Raw genomic sequence first — 19,117 nt, 5'->3', positions numbered from 1 at the left:
GTCTTATGCAGCCAGTCCATACATCGGTATTGCTTGAAGAATGTCTCGAATTCTTAAAACCCGATGTTTCCGATAATCTTTTTGTAGACGGAACATTGGGAGAAGGCGGACATACTGAAGCTTTTTTAAAAAGATATCCTCAACTGAATGCAATAGGCCTTGATGCCGATGTTTCTATTCAAGAACGGGCAAAAGAAAGGCTAAAACCCTTCGGTGAACGCATCCGATTTCACTTAGGCTGGTCCGATGAGTTTTTTAAAAATTACCCTAAAGATTCTGTTCCTCCAAATTTAGTTCTTTTGGATTTGGGGATATCCATGTTTCACTATGTAAAATCGGGGAGGGGGTTTTCTTTTTTTTCTGACGAACCCTTGGATATGAGGCTGAATCCTGAGCTTAGGCTGAGTGCCGCCGATATTGTCAATTCTTATAATGAAAAAGATTTGGCGGATTTAATTTTTAATTACGGTGAAGAACGCTATTCAAGAAAGATAGCTTCCCATATAGTTGAACAAAGAGCTGCGGCGGCTTTTAGTAATGCAAAAGAATTGGCTGATTGTATTTACAAGGCTGTTCCTCAAAATTACAGGCATGGAAAAATTCATCCTGCAACAAAAACGTTTCAAGCTCTTAGAATTGCAGTGAACGGAGAGCTTGATAGGCTGCCCCGTCTTTTGGAGGCTGCTTTTTCGGTTTTGGCTCCTAACGGACGGCTTGGAGTTATTACTTTTCATTCTCTTGAGGATAGAATTGTAAAGTTCTATTTTAAAGAATTAGGGAAAAGCTGTACCTGTCCCGAAAATATGCCGATATGTAAGTGCGGGGGCAGACCTAAGGCTGAGGTTTTAACAAAAAAAGCCGTTAAGGCTTCTGATGAGGAAATAAGGCTTAATCCTCCGTCGAGGAGTGCACGCCTTAGGGTTGTGCGTAAAATTGATTATCGGGAGAGTTAAAATGAAAAAAATACTTGCTGTGCTTTTCACATTGTTTATTCCTCTTTTTTTATTTGCGGTGGTTTTGCAGTCTTCGCGTTATACAAGTGTTGAAAGGGATTTGGCTGATTATAATAAAGAACAGTCTAAAATTATTGATGAAAATAAAAAGAAAATTTCCGGTATTTCTATTTTATCGAAGCCTGAGCGTATTGAAAGAATTGCCGTTGAAGAATTAAAAATGAGAAAAGCTTTGTCGGCCGAGATTTTGAGGGTTTCAATTTCAAAGGAGAATAAGGATGGTTAGAGAAAACTTAAGCAAGAATTTAGACTATTCTCTTATGACTCTTGATGAATTGCTTACAAGTACCGGTGCATGGCTTGTTTATGAATCGAATTCCTCTAAAGCTTTTTCTTCTGTAGCAATAGACAGCCGTAATGTAAAAAATAATTCTCTCTTTATTCCTTTACGAGGTGAAAATCAGGACGGGCATATTTACATAGAGTCTGCTTTAAAGAAGGGTGCTAAATTTTTTATTGTTGACTTTGATCATCTTGATGAAAATGAAACTACATTATTGTCATTGTGTAAAAACTATGATGCTTCATGCGTTGCCGTAAAAAATAATTTAAAAGCTTTGCAGGATGCTGCAAGATATTATTTATCGAAGTTTCCCAATCTTTATAAGATAGGTATTACAGGATCAAGCGGTAAAACAACTACAAAAGAAATTTTGGCTTCTATATATTCTAAAAAATATAATACCGTATCGACAAAGGGGAATTTAAATTCCGAAACGGGTTTACCTCTTTCCGTTTTTGAAGTGCGCCCCGAACATGAAGCCGGAATATTTGAGCTTGGTATGAACCGTAAGGGGGAGATAGCCGAAATAGCAAGCGTTCTTTTACCAAACGCCGCTATAATTACAAATATAGGAACTGCCCATATCGGAATTCTCGGTACAAAGCAGGCGATTGCTGAGGAAAAAAAAGAAATTTTTTCTTTTTTTAAAGATGATTCTTTAGGTTTTATTCCTGACTGTGAGTTTACGGATTTTTTAAAAGATGTTTCTCATGGTTCGATTTTTACGGTTTCAAATAATGATTCTTCATTGGTGCAAAATGTTGAAGATGCCGGTGTATCAGGTTCTAAAATTTTTTATAGAGGAGAAGAAATTTCATTTCCATTACCCGGAGTATATAATGTAAAAAATGCTCTTTTATGTATAGCCTTGGCGGAAAAGAAGGGCTTTTCGGCTAAGGAAATTAAATCGGGTTTAGAAGCCGTGCGGCCTCTGTTTGGTAGATCGCAGGTTTTGCACGGCTTTGTAACCTATTTTTTGGATTGTTATAATGCAAATCCTGATTCAATGAAAAGTGCAATAGAGTTTTGTGACTCTATAAATACCGAATGTGCAAAACATTATGTTTTGGCATCTATGCTTGAGCTGGGTGTTGAGTCAGATTATGAGCATAAAAAAATAATTGAAGATTCAATAAACTCTAATGCCGATAATTTATATTTTTTTGGAGATGATATTTGTTCCGCTTTTGAAGGTTTAAAAGTTTCTTCTTCAAAAAAAATATATAAGTTTAAAACGAATCAATTCGATGCGTTAAAAGAACAGCTTAAAGAAAATTTGTCTAAAGATGATTTTGTTTTATTAAAAGGTTCAAGATCAATGGAGCTTGAAAGATTGGAATCCGTTTTAAAAGAAGGGGAGATTTAAATGGTGAAGCATATTATTGCAAAGAAAAATATTCACTCTGAAAAATATGACTTTGTTTTTGCAATGTCGGTTCTTCTCCTTTTCGGTGTCGGCTTTGCGACCTTGTATTCGGGTTCTATTCACTATGCTCAACGTTTTTTTGACAATCACCTTTATTTTGTCGGTAAGCAAATAAAACATTTTATTGCAGGTATCATTGCAATGACGTTTTTTCTCTTTGTAGATTTTTCTACAATAAGAAAAATGCTGCCTTTTATTATGCTTGTGACTTTTATTTTTTGCCTGCTTCCGTTTATTCCCGGAATCGGAGAAGAAAGAAACGGTGCTTCCCGATGGATAAATATTGCAGGTTTTATGTTTCAGCCTTCGGAGCTTTTAAAACTTTCTTTAATTTTATTTTTAGCTAATTTTTTCGATAAAAAAAACGGTAACTATGATCAGCCTTTGGTTTCGATTATTACGCCTTTTGTTATAATATCTTTGTTTGCTTTTTTGGTGTACTTGGAAAATGACTTTTCTTCTTCGATGTTTATCTTTTTTATAGCCGGTTTGATGTTCTTTATAGCAGGAGTGCCGATATTATGGTTTATTAAAGGATTTGTAAGTTTTGCACCAATCTTTATTTTAATGATTATAACAAAAGAATATAGAATGGAGCGCGTTTTATCTTTTTTGGATCCTTCAAGGAGTCCTTTAGATTCAAGTTTTCAAATACAGGCTGCTCTTAATGCATTGACAAGCGGTGGAGTTTGGGGACAAGGATTAGGAAACGGTTTACGTAAAATAGCAAGTGTGCCTGAAATATATTCCGATTTTATATTTGTTGTATGGGCTGAAGAAATGGGATTTATCGGTGTTGTGTTTTATATTGCATTACTTGCCTTCTTTGCATTTTTCGGCTATAGAATAGCTTTTGGCTGTAAGAGCAGATTTGGTGCTTATGTAGCTTTTGGGGCTGTCAGTTGTATTGTATCCCAGTCACTGGTAAATTGCGCTGTTGTTTCAAAAATGATTCCTGCCACAGGAATACCTCTTCCTTTTTTTTCATCGGGAGGTTCATCATTGGTAGTTACGTTTTCTTTATGCGGTCTAATTTTAAATGCATCAGGATATGTGAATAAAAAGGAGAAATAGATGGCTGATATTTTGTATACTTGGAAAAAAGATGAATATTTGAATGATGCATATGTTAAAGAGAATGTTATTAATGATAATAAATCATCAAAGCTTAAGTCGGCTGTAATTAGATTTTTTATTATTAGTTTTGTCTTGCTTTTATTGGGAGAGGTCATCTATTATGCAATAATTTTACCCTATAGTTCTATAGCAGCAGTAAATATTTCGGGTTGTTCCGATTTAAGTTCTATAGAAGTAAAAAAACTTGCAGGAATCGAAAGTAATACTAAGTGGCTTTCAATAGATTCTTCTGAGATTTCTAAAAGGCTTGTATCATATTCCGGAATTGCATCAGCTACTGTAGAAAAAAAATTCCCCGATAAGGTTTTAATTAAGATAGTTGAAAGAAAGGCTGTTGCTTTGGCTTTTACGGAAGTTGAAGGAAGAACCGTTCCGATGGAAATTGACGGCTACGGTGTGATTTTTAGGATAGGTTCTCCTATTATTCAATCAAATTTGCCTATTATTACAGGGCTTACATTTAAAAATCCTCGTGAAGGTATGCGGGTTAACGAAAAAATTTCTCAGCTTTTTGTTCAGTTGGATATTTTGCAAAAAAAACATCCCGTTTTATTAAATGAAATATCGGAGATAAAAATTCAGCCTAAAAAATACGGAGGTTATGATTTGATTCTCTATTCTGTAAAGAGCAGGTTATCGGTTATAACCAATAAATTTTTGACGGAAGAATCTTTACAATATATGATTCTTATTCTGGATGTAGTTAAGGATATAAATTTAGAAAAAAATATTATTGGAATTGATCTACGTGGTGCTAATGCCGTTTATATAAAAAGAGAGGCTAAAGATGAGTGATGATATAATCGTAGGTTTGGATATAGGAAGTAAAAATATTCGAGTTGTTGTTGCCGAAAAAAACGATGAAGGGCATTTACAGATTACGGGTATCGGTATGAGTGAATCGACGGGCATACATCGGGGTATTGTCACTAATATTGAAAATACCGTTCAGGGTATAAATAAGGCTGTTGATGAGGCTGAGGTTATGTCCGGTGTAGATATTTCACATTGTACTGTCGGCTTGGGCGGAGTTCATATAGAGGGAGTCAACTCTAAGGGCGTTTTTCCTATAAGAGACAAGGGTAAAAATAATAAGGAAATAGACCGTTCCGATATAGATGCCGTAATTAATTCTGCACAGGCTGTTGAGTTTACAGGAGATAGAGAAATAATTCATGTGGTGCCTCAATCTTATACAGTAGATAAGCAGCGAGGAATCAAAGATCCGTTAAATATGATAGGTACAAGACTTGAAGCAGAGGTTCATTTAATAACAGGTGTAGCGACATCTATGAAAAATATTCCCAACTGTGTTCAAAGAGCCGATTTAAATATAGACGGCTTAATGCATAACGGTTTGGCGGATGTAAGAGCCGTTATGACAAATGATGAACAAGAGCTTGGTTCAATTTTAATAGATATTGGAGCGGGGACTACCGATATAGTTGTTATGCAAAACGGAGGACCTATAATTACAGCCTCCTTACCTGTAGGCGGAATACAGGTTACCAATGATCTTGCAATAGTAAAAAGTATTCCGTTTGATACGGCAGAAAAAATAAAAATATCAAGCGGATGCTGCTGGCTTCCCTTTGTTGAAAGAGATGAACAGATTTTAATTCCGGCTTTTGGAGGAAGGGGACCTGAAGAAGTTTATAGAAGTAAGATTTGCGAAATATTGCAAGCCCGCATGGCTGAAATTTTTGTAATGGTAAAAAATAAGGTGGATGGTCTTACGCAAGCTTCCTGCCTTGGCGGTTCCGTTATAATATGCGGAGGCGGAGCCTTGCTAAACGGTACAACGGAATTAGCTGATGAAATATTCGGTATGCAATCTGCCCGACTGGGAATTCCTTCAACTATAGGAGGCGTTGTAGGGCGATATCGAAGCCCGGAGTTCGCTGCGGTGTTGGGATTAATATTGCATAGATTGGATGATCAAAATAAGATAGGTAAGGTTTCAAGTTCCGGAAAAGAAAATTCGGGGCTTGTTGTTTCAAAAATAAAAAATTTTATAAAAGAATTATTTTAAAATTGCATACGGGAGGGTTATTGGTATGTTATATGAAGTAATGGAAGACAAGGTAAATGATGAAGTTGTCGATGCAGGTACTCCGGCTATAATAAAAGTTATAGGTGCCGGAGGAGGCGGTTCAAATGCCGTAAACAGAATGATGTCCAGCAGTATGAGGTATGTTGACTTTATAGTTGCAAATACCGATTTACAGGCATTACGTCATTCAAATGCTCCTTTAAAATTACCTATAGGAACAAAGATTACCAAAGGTTTGGGTTCAGGAGGAGATCCTGAGATAGGAGAGCAGGCTGCTATCGAAGATCGCGAAGTAATTGCAAATGCAATAAAAGATGCGGATATGCTTTTTATAACGGCAGGCATGGGCGGAGGCACCGGTACAGGTTCGGCTCCAATTATTGCCGAAATTGCCAAGGAGCAGGGTATATTAACCGTTGCAGTAGTTACAAAGCCGTTTGCATTTGAAGGCCGTAAAAGAATGGTTCTTGCAGAAGAAGGTATAAAGAAATTAAGAGAATCCGTAGACACCGTAATTACTATTCCGAATCAGCACTTATTGAATATGGTAGATCCTTCAACGCCTGTTGTGGAAGCATTTAAAAAGGCTGATGATGTTTTACGTCAGGCTGTTCAAGGTATCTCGGATTTAATTTATCAACATGGAGAAATTAATGTTGATTTAGCTGATGTTAAAGCTGTAATGAAATCACAGGGTAATGCTCATATGGGTGTAGGTGTAGGTGAAGGACAAAATAGAGCCGTGGATGCTGCAACAAATGCGCTTAACAATCCTTTACTTGAAGAAGCCAGAGTTGAAGGAGCTAAAAATCTTTTGGTAAATATTTGCGGAAGTGAAAAACTAACCATGCATGAGCTTTCTGAGATTATGGATATTATCAATGCCGGGGCAGATCCTGATGTGGCCACTTTTTTCGGTGCAACCATAGATCCTTCCGTAGAAAACAAAATTGTTGTTACGCTTATTGCAACAGGTTTTAGATCAAACGATAAGTTTCCTATTGATGATGCAGCATCTAACAGGAAGCCTGTTCGTGACAAAGCAGAAAACTTGGTATTTACAGATGATTCTTTTATGACTTCAAGAGAGTGGTCTACGGTTAATAAAACAAATCCTCCTAATCTTTTAGGCCTTGGATTAAGAAATAGGAGCGAGACTTCTTCTGAAAAACATTATGAAGAGAGTTATGTTGCAGAAAGGAAACCTTCTTTTAGCTCTATAGTTCCGCCTATGGAAAGTGATTTGGATACTCCTGCATATTACAGAAATCAAAATGTTTTAAGATAGGAGGAAAATAAACTGACAAAGATACAGCTTCGGGCTTTTTACGGATTTTTAATTTCAGCAGAATCTCATTCCAAAGCAACAGCTCAAACCTATATTAATACCTTGCAATTATTTCAAGAGCATATGTCAGATAGTTTAATTGAAAATGCAACGGAAGCCGACTGTATTGATTTTATTTTGCATAGATCCGAATCAGGAATTATGGCTAAAACCATAGCCAAGGATATTGCAGCTCTTAATTCCTTTTTTAGATTTTTAATTATCGAAGGAGTTAGAAAAGATAATCCGAGTGAGAGTATTGAAAGACCTAAAAGGGAAAAGACCTTGCCCAGAGTTTTATCTCCGGATGAAGTTGACAGCCTTTTTGCTGCAATTCCTTTGGATTCTCCTAATAATATTAGAGACCGTGCTTTGTTTGAGCTTATTTATTCGGCCGGTCTTAGAGTCAGTGAGATTGTTAATTTAAAACTGGAAGATATTTTTTATGATGAAGATTTAATAAAGGTTACGGGGAAAGGCAATAAAGAGCGGATTGTTCCTTTCGGCAGTGCCGCCAAGTATTGGCTTAAGCAATATATACTTGAAGCCCGTACCGAACTATTAAAACCTAAACATCCTGAAAATACATTGACTTCAGGTTCCGTATTTTTAAATAATAGAGGAGCTGTTTTAACCAGAAAGGGAATTTGGAAAAGAATAAATGAGCTTTCAAATTTTTCCGGTATTGAAACAAAGGTTCATACTTTAAGACATTCTTATGCTACGCATTTACTTGCCGGAGGAGCGGATTTGAGATCCGTTCAATGTCTTTTAGGACACTCCGATATTTCTACAACTCAAGTTTATACGCATATCGAGGATAAATCTTTGCAAATGTATCATAATAAATTTTTTGATACTAAAAAGTTAGAGCGAGGTATAAAATGAAAAAAAGATTTTGTTTTGTAATAATTACTTTGTTGTTAATCTTTATATTGGAAAGCTGTAATAAGGTTACAAGTATTAGAAGACTTCAGGAATTGGAAGAAGGAGTCAGTAATCCGAATACGGAGGCCGAATTAAAGGATGCCATAAGAAAATATGAAAAAAGAGTTGACGATATAATTATTGCAGAAGAAAGGATCGGCATTTGGTATAAAATACTCGGATCAAGATATATGGATCAAAAAATGTATAAAAAAGCATTAAAAGCTTTTCAATCTGCATTGGAGTATTATCCTGAAAATCCGAATTTATTTTATCAAGCAGGCCTTGCTGCAAGTTTAACGGCAAAAAATTCTTTAGATTTTGAATTGACAGGAACCGACATCGAGAAAAAAAGATATTTTTCTCTTGCCGTTTCCGCTTATACGCGTGCACTTGAAATAGATCCTAAACATTCAAAGGCTGTTTATGCTTTGTCGGTATTGTATATATTCGAATTAAATCGTCCTGCTGAAGCAATTCCTATTTTAGAAAAAATTACCGAATGGGAAAAGAAACCTATAGATCATTTATTTTTACTTGGGACGGCTTATTATATGACGGGTGAAAATGAAAAAGCTATTGCCGTTTATGAGCGCATTATCGAGATTTCAAGCAGCGCAGAAAAAAAAGCAAAAGCGGAAAGTAATATTAGGGAGATTAAGAGTTCGGGAGGAAGATAAAAAGTGAAGATATCCGAAAAAGAAAGTTTGTATATAGGATTATCTCATTGCTATTTTCTCAAAGGAAGGGAAAAGCTTGTTCTGTCAGAAAAGCTTGATTCCTTATCTTCTCTTGTATCGCTTTCTATAAAAGATATTTCGGAAATTATCGGCCGGCAAGTAAGACCAAAAAAATGGGATAAAGATTTACTTAAATCCCTTACGGATTCAAGTATAAAACTTATGAGCTCATACGATATAAAAATGCTTTATTTTTATGATCCGGATTTTCCTCCGCAGCTTAGAGAGATTCCCGATCATCCATTTACCGTCTTTTATCGAGGAGCTCTTTCTTCTGCTGAACAGCCTATGCTTGCAATGGTAGGAACAAGGCGGCCTACAGGGGATGGAATTGAACAAGCCTTGAATTTGGGAAAAGAATGTGCCGAAAAAAATATTCCTGTTGTGTCGGGATTGGCTTTCGGTATAGATTGTTTTTCTCATAGGGGCTGTCTTGAAGGTGAAGGTAAAACCTTGGCCGTATTGGCCTGCGGGCCTGAAATGATTTATCCCCGTTCAAATAAAAAACTTGCTGCAAATATTTTGGAATCGGGCGGATGTATTTTAAGTGAATATGCTCCGGGAACGGAACCATTGTCCTACCGCTTTCCCGAACGAAATAGAATTATTTCGGGGCTTTCGCGTTCCGTTTTAATTGTAGAAGCTCCCAAAAAATCGGGCGCCCTTATTACTGCGGATTTTGCCTTGGAGCAAGGCAGAGATGTTTATGTATGCAGCCTTCTTCTTAATTCTTTACAAAATGAAGGTAGTAAAGCTCTTTACGAACAAGGTGCATTTGCGATAAAATCCATAGATGATATTTTACATGACTGGAAATATCCTACGGAAAATAATTTAAAAAACAATCAGCAAAATATGCTGTTTACTAATTTATAGATTATGAGGTATTGATTTATGGAAAACACGATGAATGAAACAAAAAAAACTAAACGTACTGCAAAAAAAACAAAACAGCATTGCTTGGTTATAGTTGAGTCTCCTGCAAAGGCTAAGACAATCGAAAAATATTTAGGAAACAATTATATCGTAAGAGCTTCGATGGGGCATCTGATAGATTTGCCTAAATCCAGATTGGCAATAGATATAGAACATAATTTTACTCCCGAATATATAACGGTTAGAGGCCGTGCTAAAATTTTAAAAGAATTAAAAAAGGAAGCGAAAAAATCTTCAGGCGTATTTCTTGCAAGTGATAATGATAGAGAAGGGGAGGCTATCGCCTTTCATTTACACGAAGCCTTGCTTCCGGAATGTTCTTCTCCGATAAAAAGAATAGTTTTTAACGAAATTACTCCCAATGCAATTCAAGAAGCCGTAAAAAATCCCATGGATATAGATATGGGAAAAGTTAATGCTCAAAAATCCAGAAGAGTTTTGGATAGACTGGTCGGTTATAACCTATCTCCTCTTCTTTGGCAAAAAGTAAAAAACGGATTGTCGGCAGGCCGTGTTCAATCAGTTGCATTGCGTTTAATATGTGAGCGGGAAGAAGAAGTTGAAAATTTTATTCCTGATGAATACTGGACTCTTGACGGAGATTTTAAATACAATAAAACTTCTTTTGAGGCTCAGCTTGTAAAATACAAGGATAATAAACCGGAATTAAAAAATCAAAAAGAGGTTGATGCTATTATAAAAGAATTAAGCTCTTTGCCTGCGTCGGTTTCGGATATTAAAACAACGGAGAAAAGTATTAAGCCTCGCCCTCCGTTTACGACTTCTACATTACAGCAGGTTGCGGCAAACAGAATAGGCTTTACATCAAAAAAGACGATGCAGGTAGCCCAGCAGCTGTATGAAGGTGTAGCTGTCGGTTCTACCAGAGTCGGTTTGATTACCTATATGCGTACCGATTCGGTAAGAATTTCCGATACGGCAATAGATGCTGTCCGTAAATGGATAAATGAAAATCATCCTAAAGAATTACCTGATGGGCCTAATGTATATGCAGCAGGAAAAAAAGCACAGGATGCACACGAGGCAATTCGTCCTACATACATTGAATATACTCCTTCTTATTTAAAAGAATTCTTAACCCGTGATCAGTTAAGACTTTATTCTTTGATTTGGGAGCGCTTTGTTTCAAGTCAAATGAAAAATGCAAAAACAAAAACATCTAGTTACGAAATAAAAGTAGGAGATGCTGTTTTCCGTGCAGCTTCTACAAAGATAACCGAAAAAGGTTTTTACACGGTTACAAAAACTTTGATTTCAAAAGATGAAAAAGGTTCTTCGCTTCCTCCCATGAAGGTAGGAGATGAAATAAATATTGAAGGTTTAAGACCGGAGCAGCATTTTACTCAAGGCCCTGCCCGTTATACTGATGCAAGTATCGTAAAGATGCTTGAAGAAAAAGGAATCGGAAGACCTTCAACCTATGCGCCTATTATTTCCGTTTTGCTTGAACGCTATTATGTAACAAGATCTAATAAGCAGCTTGTTCCGACCCAGCTGGGAAGGATTATCAACAATCTTTTGGTAAAAAATTTTTCCGAAATAATAGATGTGAACTTTACTGCTGGAATGGAAAACCGCTTGGACGAAGTCGCTGAAAATAAAGTAGAATGGCCTAAACTGATGGAAAGTTTTTACGGTTCATTTAAAGAAAAAGTAGATACCGCCTTGGAAAATGTAGAAAGCATTAAAGGCTCATTGGATGAAGTTACTGATATAGTCTGCGAAAAATGCGGAAACAAAATGGTAAAAAAACTTGGCCGCTTCGGAGTGTTTTTAGCTTGCAGTGCTTTCCCTGAATGTAAAAATACAAAATCGATTCCTTTGGCAAAATGTCCGCGTGAAGGCTGCGGCGGAGACATAATCGCACGTAAATCTAAAAAGAGAGGAAAAGAATTTTACGGATGTACACATTTTCCCGAATGTGATTTTATTTCGCACTTTAAACCTATAAATGCTTCTTGTCCTAAATGCGGTTGGTTTATGGTAGAAAAGTATGATAAGAAAAACGGAAACTATAAGGCTTGTATTAATCCTAATTGCGATTATTTACACAGTGTAGTTGAAGGTGTAGAAGATGTGGAGGTAGACAGAAGCAATGAATGAAGTATTTGAAAACTACCTCACTTACAGTGCGGGAGTTCGGCAATTTACAAAAGCAACAATAGATTCTTATAAAAACGATTTGATTATTTTTGAAGAATGGCTAAAAGAACTTGACTTAAATGTTTTTGAATTAAAGGCTTCGGACATTAGGATTTTTATTGCAGAACTTGCAGATAAAAAAATTGCTCCGGCTTCAATTAACAGAATGATGTCTACCTTAAGAGGTTTTTATAAATATGCTTTAAGGTTCAATTTGACAAAAATAAATCCTATATCGTCTGTAAGGAATTTAAAACTTGCTCAAAAACTTCCTGTTTTTATGTTTCCAAAACAGGCACAAGAGTTTTGTAGGCTGCCTTCAAATGCCGATATTCTTTGGGAAACAAGAGATGCCGCCTTATTTGCTTCTCTTTATTCTACAGGCTGCCGTGTCTCGGAATTAGCCGGGCTCGATATAAAAGATTTGGATAAAACTCTTTCTTATGCCATCGTTTTCGGAAAAGGCAAAAAAGAAAGAAAGGTGTTTTTTGCGGAATTTGCAAAAGAGTATTTGCGGGAGTATTTAAAAGAAAGAGCTGACTTGGTTGAAAAGTTTAAAGGCCAAGTTCAAAAAGACCATAAGGGAAAAATTAGAGATGCTCTTTTTATAAATCAAAAGGCTCAAGCCTTAACAAGCAGGGGAATTCGGTATATAATAAACAGATATGTTGAGTTATCTCCCGAATTAAAACATCTTTCACCCCACGCTTTTAGACATAGTTTTGCATCGACATTAATTACCCGCGGTGCGGACATAAGGGTTGTACAGGAATTGCTTGGTCACGAAAGCGTTTCGACCACGCAAAGATATACGCATATTACGGCTGAGCAGCTTCAAAATTTATATAAGACTGCTCATCCTCATTCATAGATAGGAGTATGATAAACAGTTCGGCAGAAATTCAGCCTCACTGTTTATCGGAATAGGAGTTTTAGATGAGTCAAAAAATAAGAAGCACTACGGTGATTGCCGTAAGAAAAGACGGGAAAATTGTTATGGCCGGAGACGGGCAGGTAACCATGGGCGAAACAGTTATGAAGGGAAATGCCCGAAAGGTAAGAAAAATTTATGACGGAAAAATTATAACGGGCTTTGCCGGAGCAACGGCCGATGCCTTTACTCTTTTGGAAAAATTTGAAATTAGGGTAAAAGAATTTTCAGGAGATCTTACCAGAGCTGCGGTAGAGCTTGCAAAAGATTGGCGCACCGATAAGATGCTTAAAAATTTAGAAGCCCTCTTACTTGTGGCCGATGCAAAGACTACTCTTTTAATTTCAGGAAACGGAGATGTTATCGAGCCGGAAGAAGATGTACTTGCTATAGGTTCCGGAGGAAACTATGCTTATGCTTCGGCTTTGGCTTTGATGCAAAACACAAACCTTTCCGCCCATGAAATTGCAGAAAAGAGTTTACAGATTGCAGGAAAAATATGTATTTACACAAACGGAAAGATAGTTATGGAGGAAATATAATGAACGAAGAATTAAAAGATTTGACGCCTAAACAAACGGTTGCAGAATTGGATAAATATATCATAGGACAAAACAAGGCGAAGAGGGCTGTTGCTATTGCTCTTCGTAATAGAATGCGCCGGCTTAAACTTCCCGAAGAAATCAGAGATGAAATAGCTCCTAAAAATATTTTGATGATAGGTCCTACTGGTGTAGGTAAAACCGAAATTGCAAGACGGCTTGCAAAGTTGTCGGGCGCTCCATTTTTAAAAGTAGAGGCTACAAAGTATACTGAAGTGGGCTATGTAGGCCGTGATGTAGAATCTATGATCAGGGATTTAATGGCTGTGGGCTACACAATGGTGAAAAGTGAGATGCAGGAAAAATTAAGAGAACAGGCAGAAAAAAATACCGAAGAATCTTTATTGGATTTGCTTTTGCCCGGTTCAAATAAAAAGAAAACTGCTGCAACTTCTGCTCAGCCGCAAAATGTTTCTCAAGCCTCTAGCGGAACAACGATAATCCTTCCAAGCATGAGTTCTACGGCTCCAGCTGAAGAGCATAAGGCTCAAAATGAAAACGATATGAGCGGCACACGGGAAAAATTCCGCGTAATGCTCCGCGAAAATAAGCTTGAAGATAAAATGGTTGAGGTTACTATTTCTCCCTCCATTGGAACACCCACATTCGAATTTTTTGCAGGCGGTTCAAACATGGAAGATATTGAATCTGCAATGTCAAACTTTTCCAATATGCTTATGGGCGGCGCAAAACCGAAACGTAAAAATGTAAGCGTAAAAGAAGCCCGCGAAATTATAATGGCCGAACAGCTTGACCGTATGGTAGATCATGATAAGGTAACGGATGAAGCAAAACAAAGGGTCGAGCAGATGGGAATTATATTTATTGACGAAATCGATAAGGTGGCTTCCCGTTCGGATCGCGGCGGCGGGCCCGATGTTTCAAGAGAAGGTGTTCAGCGCGATATCCTTCCCATAGTTGAAGGCTCTAAGGTTTCCACTAAATACGGCGTTGTCGATACTCGTCACATTCTTTTTATAGCAGCAGGAGCGTTTAGCGTATCAAAGCCTAGCGATTTAATACCTGAATTTCAAGGACGCTTTCCCTTGCGGGTGGAGCTTGAAGCCTTGCATGCAGAAGATTTTAAACGTATTCTCCTTGAACCTAAAAATGCTTTGACCAAACAGTATGCAGAGCTTTTGGAAACCGAAGGCGTAAAAATAGAATTTTTAGATGAAGCCATTGATAGAATGAGCTTTTTGGCTGCCGATGTAAACAGCAAAAACGAAAACATTGGGGCAAGAAGGCTCCATACGATTATGGAAATGCTTTTAGAAGATATTTCGTTTAATGCAAGCGAAATGGGAGGCGAAACGGTAAAAATCGATGTAGCCTATGTGGATGAAAGGTTAAAAGATATAGTACAGGATCAGGATTTATCCCGATATATTCTATAATATGGTTAAGGGGTATTTAAAATTTGCCGAAAATATCCTTAGGAGTGAATTATGGGTTTTAATAGTTTTTTAAGAACAACGGATATACTGCACAGAGCCTTGGATGTAAACTCTTTACGCTATACCGTTACATCAAATAACCTTGCAAATTCTGATGTTCCTAATTTTAAGAGGACTGAGGTAAATTTTGAATCGGAGTTAAAAAGAGCCTTTGATTCTGAAAAAAATGCAAAAGGAGCTTTTCAGCTTGCAACGACTCATCCCTTGCACATAAAATCAAATGAGCCTATAGATTATAAAACGGTTGAGCCTGTGCGTGTTTTGGATTATTTGACTACTGAAGACACAAATGGAAATAATGTAAATCCTGAAGATGAAGCTATGAAGGTATTGAAGATTCAAATGCAATATCAGCTTTTAAGTATGATGGCAGGTTTTCAGTACAATCAGGTACAATCGGTTTTAAAGTAGAATAAGGAATCGGAGGAAAAAATATGGGATTGTTTACGAGTATAAATATTGCAGCTACGGGAATGGGTGTAGAGCGTCTTAGAACCGATGTAATATCAAACAATATTGCAAACGCTTCAAGCTTGGAAACCCAAGAAGGCGGTCCTTTTAAAAGAAGCCGCGTAATAGTCGGCCAAAGGAAAAGCGGTATCGACTGGCAAACTCCTTTTACTCCTCAAAATGTAGAAAGAGGAGTAGGTGAGGGCGTTAAGGTTCTTTCGATAGAAAAAGATACTTCCGATAGCCGTTGGGTTTATGATCCGACCCATCCTAAGGCCTTAAAATACGGCCCTAATGAAGGATGTGTAGAGTATCCGAATGTAGACATAGTTACTGAAATGGTAGATTTAATTTCGGCTTCAAGGGCTTATGAGGCAAACCTTGCCGTTGTAAACGGTGCAAAGGATATGTTCCAAAGAGCCTTGGATATTGCAAGATAAAATAAACGATAAAATATTTTAGTGGGAGGAAAAAATGGTAAACGCTGTAAATGTTGCAAATGTAAATTCGGTACCGGGACTTTTAGATGTTCCGAAAATTAATGCTGTTGTTACCGATAATTTTAGAGCCAAAATGGTCTCAAATACCGACATGATTGAGCTTGCTGCAAATAAAGAAGCTGCAAGTTTTGAACAGACAATTTTAAAAGCATTTGACAGCATGAATGCAAAGCAAACAAACATGGACAAATTGGGAGAACAAATGATTGTCGATCCCGAATCGGTCGATGTTCATGATATAACGCTGGGAATGGCCGAAGCAAGTTTGTCGCTTAAATTAGCGCAAACCATAATCGACCGTTTAGTAAAAACTTGGAATGATATTACTACAACGAGATAAAAATAGACTGCAAGACTTTTAAGTTAAAGCCTTGCAAAGCTCGTTCAGTACATGGGGGGAAACATGAACGAAAAGTTTAACAATCTAAAAACAAAGTTTGGGACGCTTTGGGGAAAATGGACAAAGCTCCAAAAAGGAATCATCATCGGGGTAATTGTACTTGCTCTGGTATTGATTGTCGTTCTCGGTAGATGGTCTTCAAAACCGACATCGGTACCCGTAATAGACATGGCGATAACCGATGTTGATCTGCGGGATAGAATTATCTTGCGCATTAATGAAGAAAATGTAAAAACTGAAATCTCTTCCGATGGGATAATCTCGGTTGCCGATGAAGCAACAGCCAGAAGGATGAGGGCTATTTTAATCCGTGAAGATTTAATACCTAACAATACAAGTCCTTGGGCATTCTTTGATGTTGAGCGCTATTCGCGTACAGAATTTGACCGTGAGGTCGATTTACGCCGTGCAATTACCGAGGAAGTAAAGAGACACTTAAAAGCCTTGGACGATATTGATGATGCTAATGTTATTGTCCGGATACCGGAGAAAGCCTTATTTGAATCGGAACAGCTTCCTGCAACTGCAACTGTAGTTATTTATCCTGCACCGGGAAGCGATATTTCGGCCAATCGAAAAAAAATAGAAGGTATCCAAAAGATGCTCAGGCTTGCGGTTCCCGGATTAAAAAATGAAGATATTACTATAAGTGATGCTTCAGGAATTCCCTTAAACGATTTTGAAATTATGAAAGATGCTGACCGCTTAACTCTAATTGAAAAGCAGCAAAAATTTATTGCTAAACTTGAAAGGCAATATGGGGCCAACATACTTACTCCTTTACAAAAAATATACGGTGAAGACAGAGTTAGAGATATAAACGTTAAAATTGATATGGATATGTCTGAACGTTCTGCCGATACGACCGAAATACGCCCTACAGTTATCAAAGAAGATAATCCTGAGACTTCTTATGATGATTCTCAAGTAGTTCAATCGGTTACGGTAAGCTCTGAAAATGCAACAACTATCTGGGAAGGAAGCGGAATAAATCCTCAAGGACCTACGGGAACCGAGGGACAAACTCCTCCTTCTTATCAGGATACAAGAAATTTAGTGGGACGCTCGACTCAGACCATCACAAAGGAAAACCATCTTGTAAGTTCAAGCCAGATAAAAGAAGTCTTCCTTCCCAAAATGGGAAGAAGAACCGTATCGGTAAACATTGACGGTGTTTGGGAAAAGAAAAAAGACGTAAACGGAAAATATATTATTAAAAACGGTATGATCGAAAGAGAATATAAACCTCTTTCAGCTGAAGAAATAAAGCAGGCCGAAAAAATAATTAAAGATGCCATAGGATTTGATGCAAGCCGAAAAGATTCCGTAAGTGTTGTAAATGTTAAGGTTGATAGAACATCTCAGTTTGAACTGGAAGATAGGGAATATTTTAAAGCTCTGCAAAGGCAAACCATATTCTTGCTTTCACTGGCGGGAATAGCATTAATATTACTCTTCTTTATATTGTATAGAATTATAAGCCGTGAGATTGAAAGAAGAAAAAGACTCCGCGAAGAAGAACTTCTGCGTCAGGCACAGTTGGAGCGTGAAAGAATGTTGTATGATCAGCAAATGGCTGATGCCGATGTCTCAATGACGGTTGAAGAGCGAAGACGTCAGGAGCTTCAAGAAAATGCTATCAATATGGCTCGGGAACATCCTGAAGATGTTGCTCTTTTAATTAGAACTTGGCTCATGGAGGAATAATATGGCTGTAGCACCTGCAAAAGAAAGAGGCAGTTCAAAAAAAAGTAAGGATATTAATTCTCTTACCGGAAGACAGAAGGCTGCAATATTTTTAGTATCTCTCGGAGGTGAAATCTCCGCTAAAATAATGGAAAGACTTCGTGAAGATGAAGTCGAAAAAATAGTTTTTGAGATTGCAAGAACCGAAACGGTGGAAGCGGAATTAAAAGATGCCGTTCTCCAAGAGTTTCAGGATTTGATGACTGCTCAAAACTTTATAACAACAGGCGGTATAGACTATGCAAGGGATGTTCTGGAAAAAACTTTCGGCAGTCAAAAAGCTATCGAAATAATAAACAGGCTTACAAGTTCTTTGCAAGTTCGTCCATTTGATTTTATTCGAAGAACCGATCCTGCGCACTTATTGAACTTTATTCAGCAAGAGCATCCGCAGACAATTGCTTTGATTCTTGCCTACCTTGAGCCGCAAAAGGCATCGGTGATTTTGCAAAATCTTCCCGATGAAATTCAAAGTGATGTTGCAAGACGTGTCGCAACCATGGATACAACTTCCCCCGATGTTCTCCGTGAAGTTGAACGCGTCTTGGAAAAGAAACTTTCAACCGTTTCAAGTGAAGATTACACGGCAGCGGGCGGTGTAGACAGCATCGTTGAGATTCTTAACCTTGTTGACCGTTCTTCTGAAAAATCAATTATCGAATCTCTTGAAGACGAAGATCCCGACTTGGCAGAAGAAATCAAGAAGAAGATGTTCGTATTCGAAGATATTGTTATGCTTGACGATAGGTCCATCAGTAAGGTTCTGCGTGAAGTTAATAACGATGAAATGGCTAAGGCTCTTAAACAGGTTGATACCGAAGTTCAAGATAAGATATTTAGGAATATGTCTAAACGTGCAGGTGCCATGCTCCGTGATGAAATGGAATACATGGGACCGATACGTGTTAAAGATGTTGAAGAAGCTCAGCAGAAAATTGTTTCGATTATCAGACACTTGGAGGATAAGGGTGAAATTGTTATCGCCAGATCCGAAGAGGATGAATTGGTATAAAATAAAACGGAGAA

General features: G+C 37.4%; 19 protein-coding genes. All 19 read left to right on the top strand.

Features of this window, described 5'->3' with window-relative positions; translation table 11 throughout:
• The first annotated feature begins 5 nt into the window (after positions 1-5).
• On the top strand, positions 6-953 hold the full coding sequence (gene rsmH, locus HO345_RS07445) for a 16S rRNA (cytosine(1402)-N(4))-methyltransferase RsmH (RefSeq protein ID WP_253682297.1): 948 nt from the start codon (positions 6-8) through the stop codon (positions 951-953).
• A 1-nt stretch (position 954) separates the two neighbouring features.
• Positions 955-1,239: an FtsB/FtsL family cell division protein gene (locus HO345_RS07440; protein WP_002668438.1), complete on the top strand. Its 285-nt coding sequence runs from the start codon at positions 955-957 to the stop codon at positions 1,237-1,239.
• Positions 1,232-2,662 (top strand): UDP-N-acetylmuramoyl-tripeptide--D-alanyl-D-alanine ligase, encoded by a 1,431-nt coding sequence (locus tag HO345_RS07435; protein ID WP_253682296.1) that lies wholly within the window; start codon positions 1,232-1,234, stop codon positions 2,660-2,662. Before HO345_RS07440 ends, HO345_RS07435 begins: the two co-directional genes overlap by 8 nt.
• Positions 2,663-3,796 carry a putative lipid II flippase FtsW gene (ftsW, locus tag HO345_RS07430; protein WP_253682295.1) on the top strand — a complete coding sequence of 378 codons (1,134 nt, stop codon included), beginning with the start codon at positions 2,663-2,665 and terminating at the stop codon, positions 3,794-3,796.
• Entirely contained in the window at positions 3,797-4,654 is an 858-nt protein-coding gene (locus tag HO345_RS07425) for a cell division protein FtsQ/DivIB (protein WP_253682294.1), read from the top strand.
• Positions 4,647-5,891: a cell division protein FtsA gene (gene ftsA, locus HO345_RS07420; RefSeq protein WP_253682293.1), complete on the top strand. Its 1,245-nt coding sequence runs from the start codon at positions 4,647-4,649 to the stop codon at positions 5,889-5,891. The genes HO345_RS07425 and ftsA overlap by 8 nt, the downstream gene beginning before the upstream one ends.
• Positions 5,892-5,916: 25 nt before the next feature.
• Entirely contained in the window at positions 5,917-7,200 is a 1,284-nt protein-coding gene (gene ftsZ / locus HO345_RS07415) for a cell division protein FtsZ (RefSeq protein ID WP_253682292.1), read from the top strand.
• A gap of 12 nt (positions 7,201-7,212) precedes the next feature.
• Positions 7,213-8,127 carry a site-specific tyrosine recombinase gene (locus HO345_RS07410; protein WP_044957981.1) on the top strand — a complete coding sequence of 305 codons (915 nt, stop codon included), beginning with the start codon at positions 7,213-7,215 and terminating at the stop codon, positions 8,125-8,127.
• Positions 8,124-8,846, top strand: coding sequence for a tetratricopeptide repeat protein (locus HO345_RS07405; protein WP_253682291.1), 723 nt, complete (start codon positions 8,124-8,126; stop codon positions 8,844-8,846). The genes HO345_RS07410 and HO345_RS07405 overlap by 4 nt, the downstream gene beginning before the upstream one ends.
• A 3-nt stretch (positions 8,847-8,849) precedes the next feature.
• Positions 8,850-9,782, top strand: coding sequence for a DNA-processing protein DprA (gene dprA, locus HO345_RS07400; RefSeq protein WP_010696772.1), 933 nt, complete (start codon positions 8,850-8,852; stop codon positions 9,780-9,782).
• 18 nt (positions 9,783-9,800) lie between these two features.
• Positions 9,801-11,966, top strand: a complete 2,166-nt coding sequence (gene topA / locus HO345_RS07395; protein WP_010696774.1) for a type I DNA topoisomerase — start codon at positions 9,801-9,803, stop codon at positions 11,964-11,966.
• Positions 11,959-12,876 (top strand): tyrosine recombinase XerC, encoded by a 918-nt coding sequence (locus HO345_RS07390; protein WP_253682290.1) that lies wholly within the window; start codon positions 11,959-11,961, stop codon positions 12,874-12,876. The genes topA and HO345_RS07390 overlap by 8 nt, the downstream gene beginning before the upstream one ends.
• Before the next feature lie 65 nt (positions 12,877-12,941).
• Positions 12,942-13,478, top strand: coding sequence for an ATP-dependent protease subunit HslV (hslV, locus tag HO345_RS07385; RefSeq protein ID WP_253682289.1), 537 nt, complete (start codon positions 12,942-12,944; stop codon positions 13,476-13,478).
• Positions 13,478-14,935, top strand: coding sequence for an ATP-dependent protease ATPase subunit HslU (gene hslU / locus HO345_RS07380; protein ID WP_253682288.1), 1,458 nt, complete (start codon positions 13,478-13,480; stop codon positions 14,933-14,935). Before hslV ends, hslU begins: the two co-directional genes overlap by 1 nt.
• Positions 14,936-14,986: 51 nt before the next feature.
• Positions 14,987-15,406, top strand: a complete 420-nt coding sequence (flgB, locus tag HO345_RS07375; RefSeq protein ID WP_002693381.1) for a flagellar basal body rod protein FlgB — start codon at positions 14,987-14,989, stop codon at positions 15,404-15,406.
• Between the two features lie 23 nt (positions 15,407-15,429).
• Positions 15,430-15,885 (top strand): flagellar basal body rod protein FlgC, encoded by a 456-nt coding sequence (gene flgC / locus HO345_RS07370; RefSeq protein WP_253682287.1) that lies wholly within the window; start codon positions 15,430-15,432, stop codon positions 15,883-15,885.
• A 34-nt stretch (positions 15,886-15,919) separates the two neighbouring features.
• Positions 15,920-16,285: a flagellar hook-basal body complex protein FliE gene (fliE, locus tag HO345_RS07365; RefSeq protein WP_253682286.1), complete on the top strand. Its 366-nt coding sequence runs from the start codon at positions 15,920-15,922 to the stop codon at positions 16,283-16,285.
• Between the two features lie 63 nt (positions 16,286-16,348).
• Complete coding sequence (gene fliF / locus HO345_RS07360; protein ID WP_253682285.1) at positions 16,349-18,052, top strand: flagellar basal-body MS-ring/collar protein FliF; 1,704 nt, start codon at positions 16,349-16,351, stop codon at positions 18,050-18,052.
• Position 18,053: 1 nt separating this feature from the next.
• Complete coding sequence (gene fliG, locus HO345_RS07355; RefSeq protein WP_253682284.1) at positions 18,054-19,103, top strand: flagellar motor switch protein FliG; 1,050 nt, start codon at positions 18,054-18,056, stop codon at positions 19,101-19,103.
• The last annotated feature ends 14 nt before the right edge of the window (positions 19,104-19,117 follow it).

Origin of the sequence: Treponema denticola (assembly GCF_024181645.1) — a bacterium.
Classification (GTDB): Bacteria; Spirochaetota; Spirochaetia; order Treponematales; family Treponemataceae; genus Treponema_B; species Treponema_B denticola_A.
The sequence above is the reverse complement of the archived record's forward strand: the minus strand, read 5'-3'. Positions and strand labels throughout refer to the sequence as shown.

Bases quoted from the DNA above. Each gene is read 5' to 3' on its own strand.
- rsmH (WP_253682297.1), top strand. From the start codon at position 6: ATGCAGCCAGTCCATACATCGGTATTGCTTGAAGAATGTCTCGAATTC.
- HO345_RS07440 (WP_002668438.1), top strand. From the start codon at position 955: ATGAAAAAAATACTTGCTGTGCTTTTCACATTGTTTATTCCTCTTTTT.
- HO345_RS07435 (WP_253682296.1), top strand. From the start codon at position 1,232: ATGGTTAGAGAAAACTTAAGCAAGAATTTAGACTATTCTCTTATGACT.
- ftsW (WP_253682295.1), top strand. From the start codon at position 2,663: ATGGTGAAGCATATTATTGCAAAGAAAAATATTCACTCTGAAAAATAT.
- HO345_RS07425 (WP_253682294.1), top strand. From the start codon at position 3,797: ATGGCTGATATTTTGTATACTTGGAAAAAAGATGAATATTTGAATGAT.
- ftsA (WP_253682293.1), top strand. From the start codon at position 4,647: ATGAGTGATGATATAATCGTAGGTTTGGATATAGGAAGTAAAAATATT.
- ftsZ (WP_253682292.1), top strand. From the start codon at position 5,917: ATGTTATATGAAGTAATGGAAGACAAGGTAAATGATGAAGTTGTCGAT.
- HO345_RS07405 (WP_253682291.1), top strand. From the start codon at position 8,124: ATGAAAAAAAGATTTTGTTTTGTAATAATTACTTTGTTGTTAATCTTT.
- topA (WP_010696774.1), top strand. From the start codon at position 9,801: ATGGAAAACACGATGAATGAAACAAAAAAAACTAAACGTACTGCAAAA.
- HO345_RS07390 (WP_253682290.1), top strand. From the start codon at position 11,959: ATGAATGAAGTATTTGAAAACTACCTCACTTACAGTGCGGGAGTTCGG.
- hslV (WP_253682289.1), top strand. From the start codon at position 12,942: ATGAGTCAAAAAATAAGAAGCACTACGGTGATTGCCGTAAGAAAAGAC.
- hslU (WP_253682288.1), top strand. From the start codon at position 13,478: ATGAACGAAGAATTAAAAGATTTGACGCCTAAACAAACGGTTGCAGAA.
- flgB (WP_002693381.1), top strand. From the start codon at position 14,987: ATGGGTTTTAATAGTTTTTTAAGAACAACGGATATACTGCACAGAGCC.
- flgC (WP_253682287.1), top strand. From the start codon at position 15,430: ATGGGATTGTTTACGAGTATAAATATTGCAGCTACGGGAATGGGTGTA.
- fliE (WP_253682286.1), top strand. From the start codon at position 15,920: ATGGTAAACGCTGTAAATGTTGCAAATGTAAATTCGGTACCGGGACTT.
- fliF (WP_253682285.1), top strand. From the start codon at position 16,349: ATGAACGAAAAGTTTAACAATCTAAAAACAAAGTTTGGGACGCTTTGG.
- fliG (WP_253682284.1), top strand. From the start codon at position 18,054: ATGGCTGTAGCACCTGCAAAAGAAAGAGGCAGTTCAAAAAAAAGTAAG.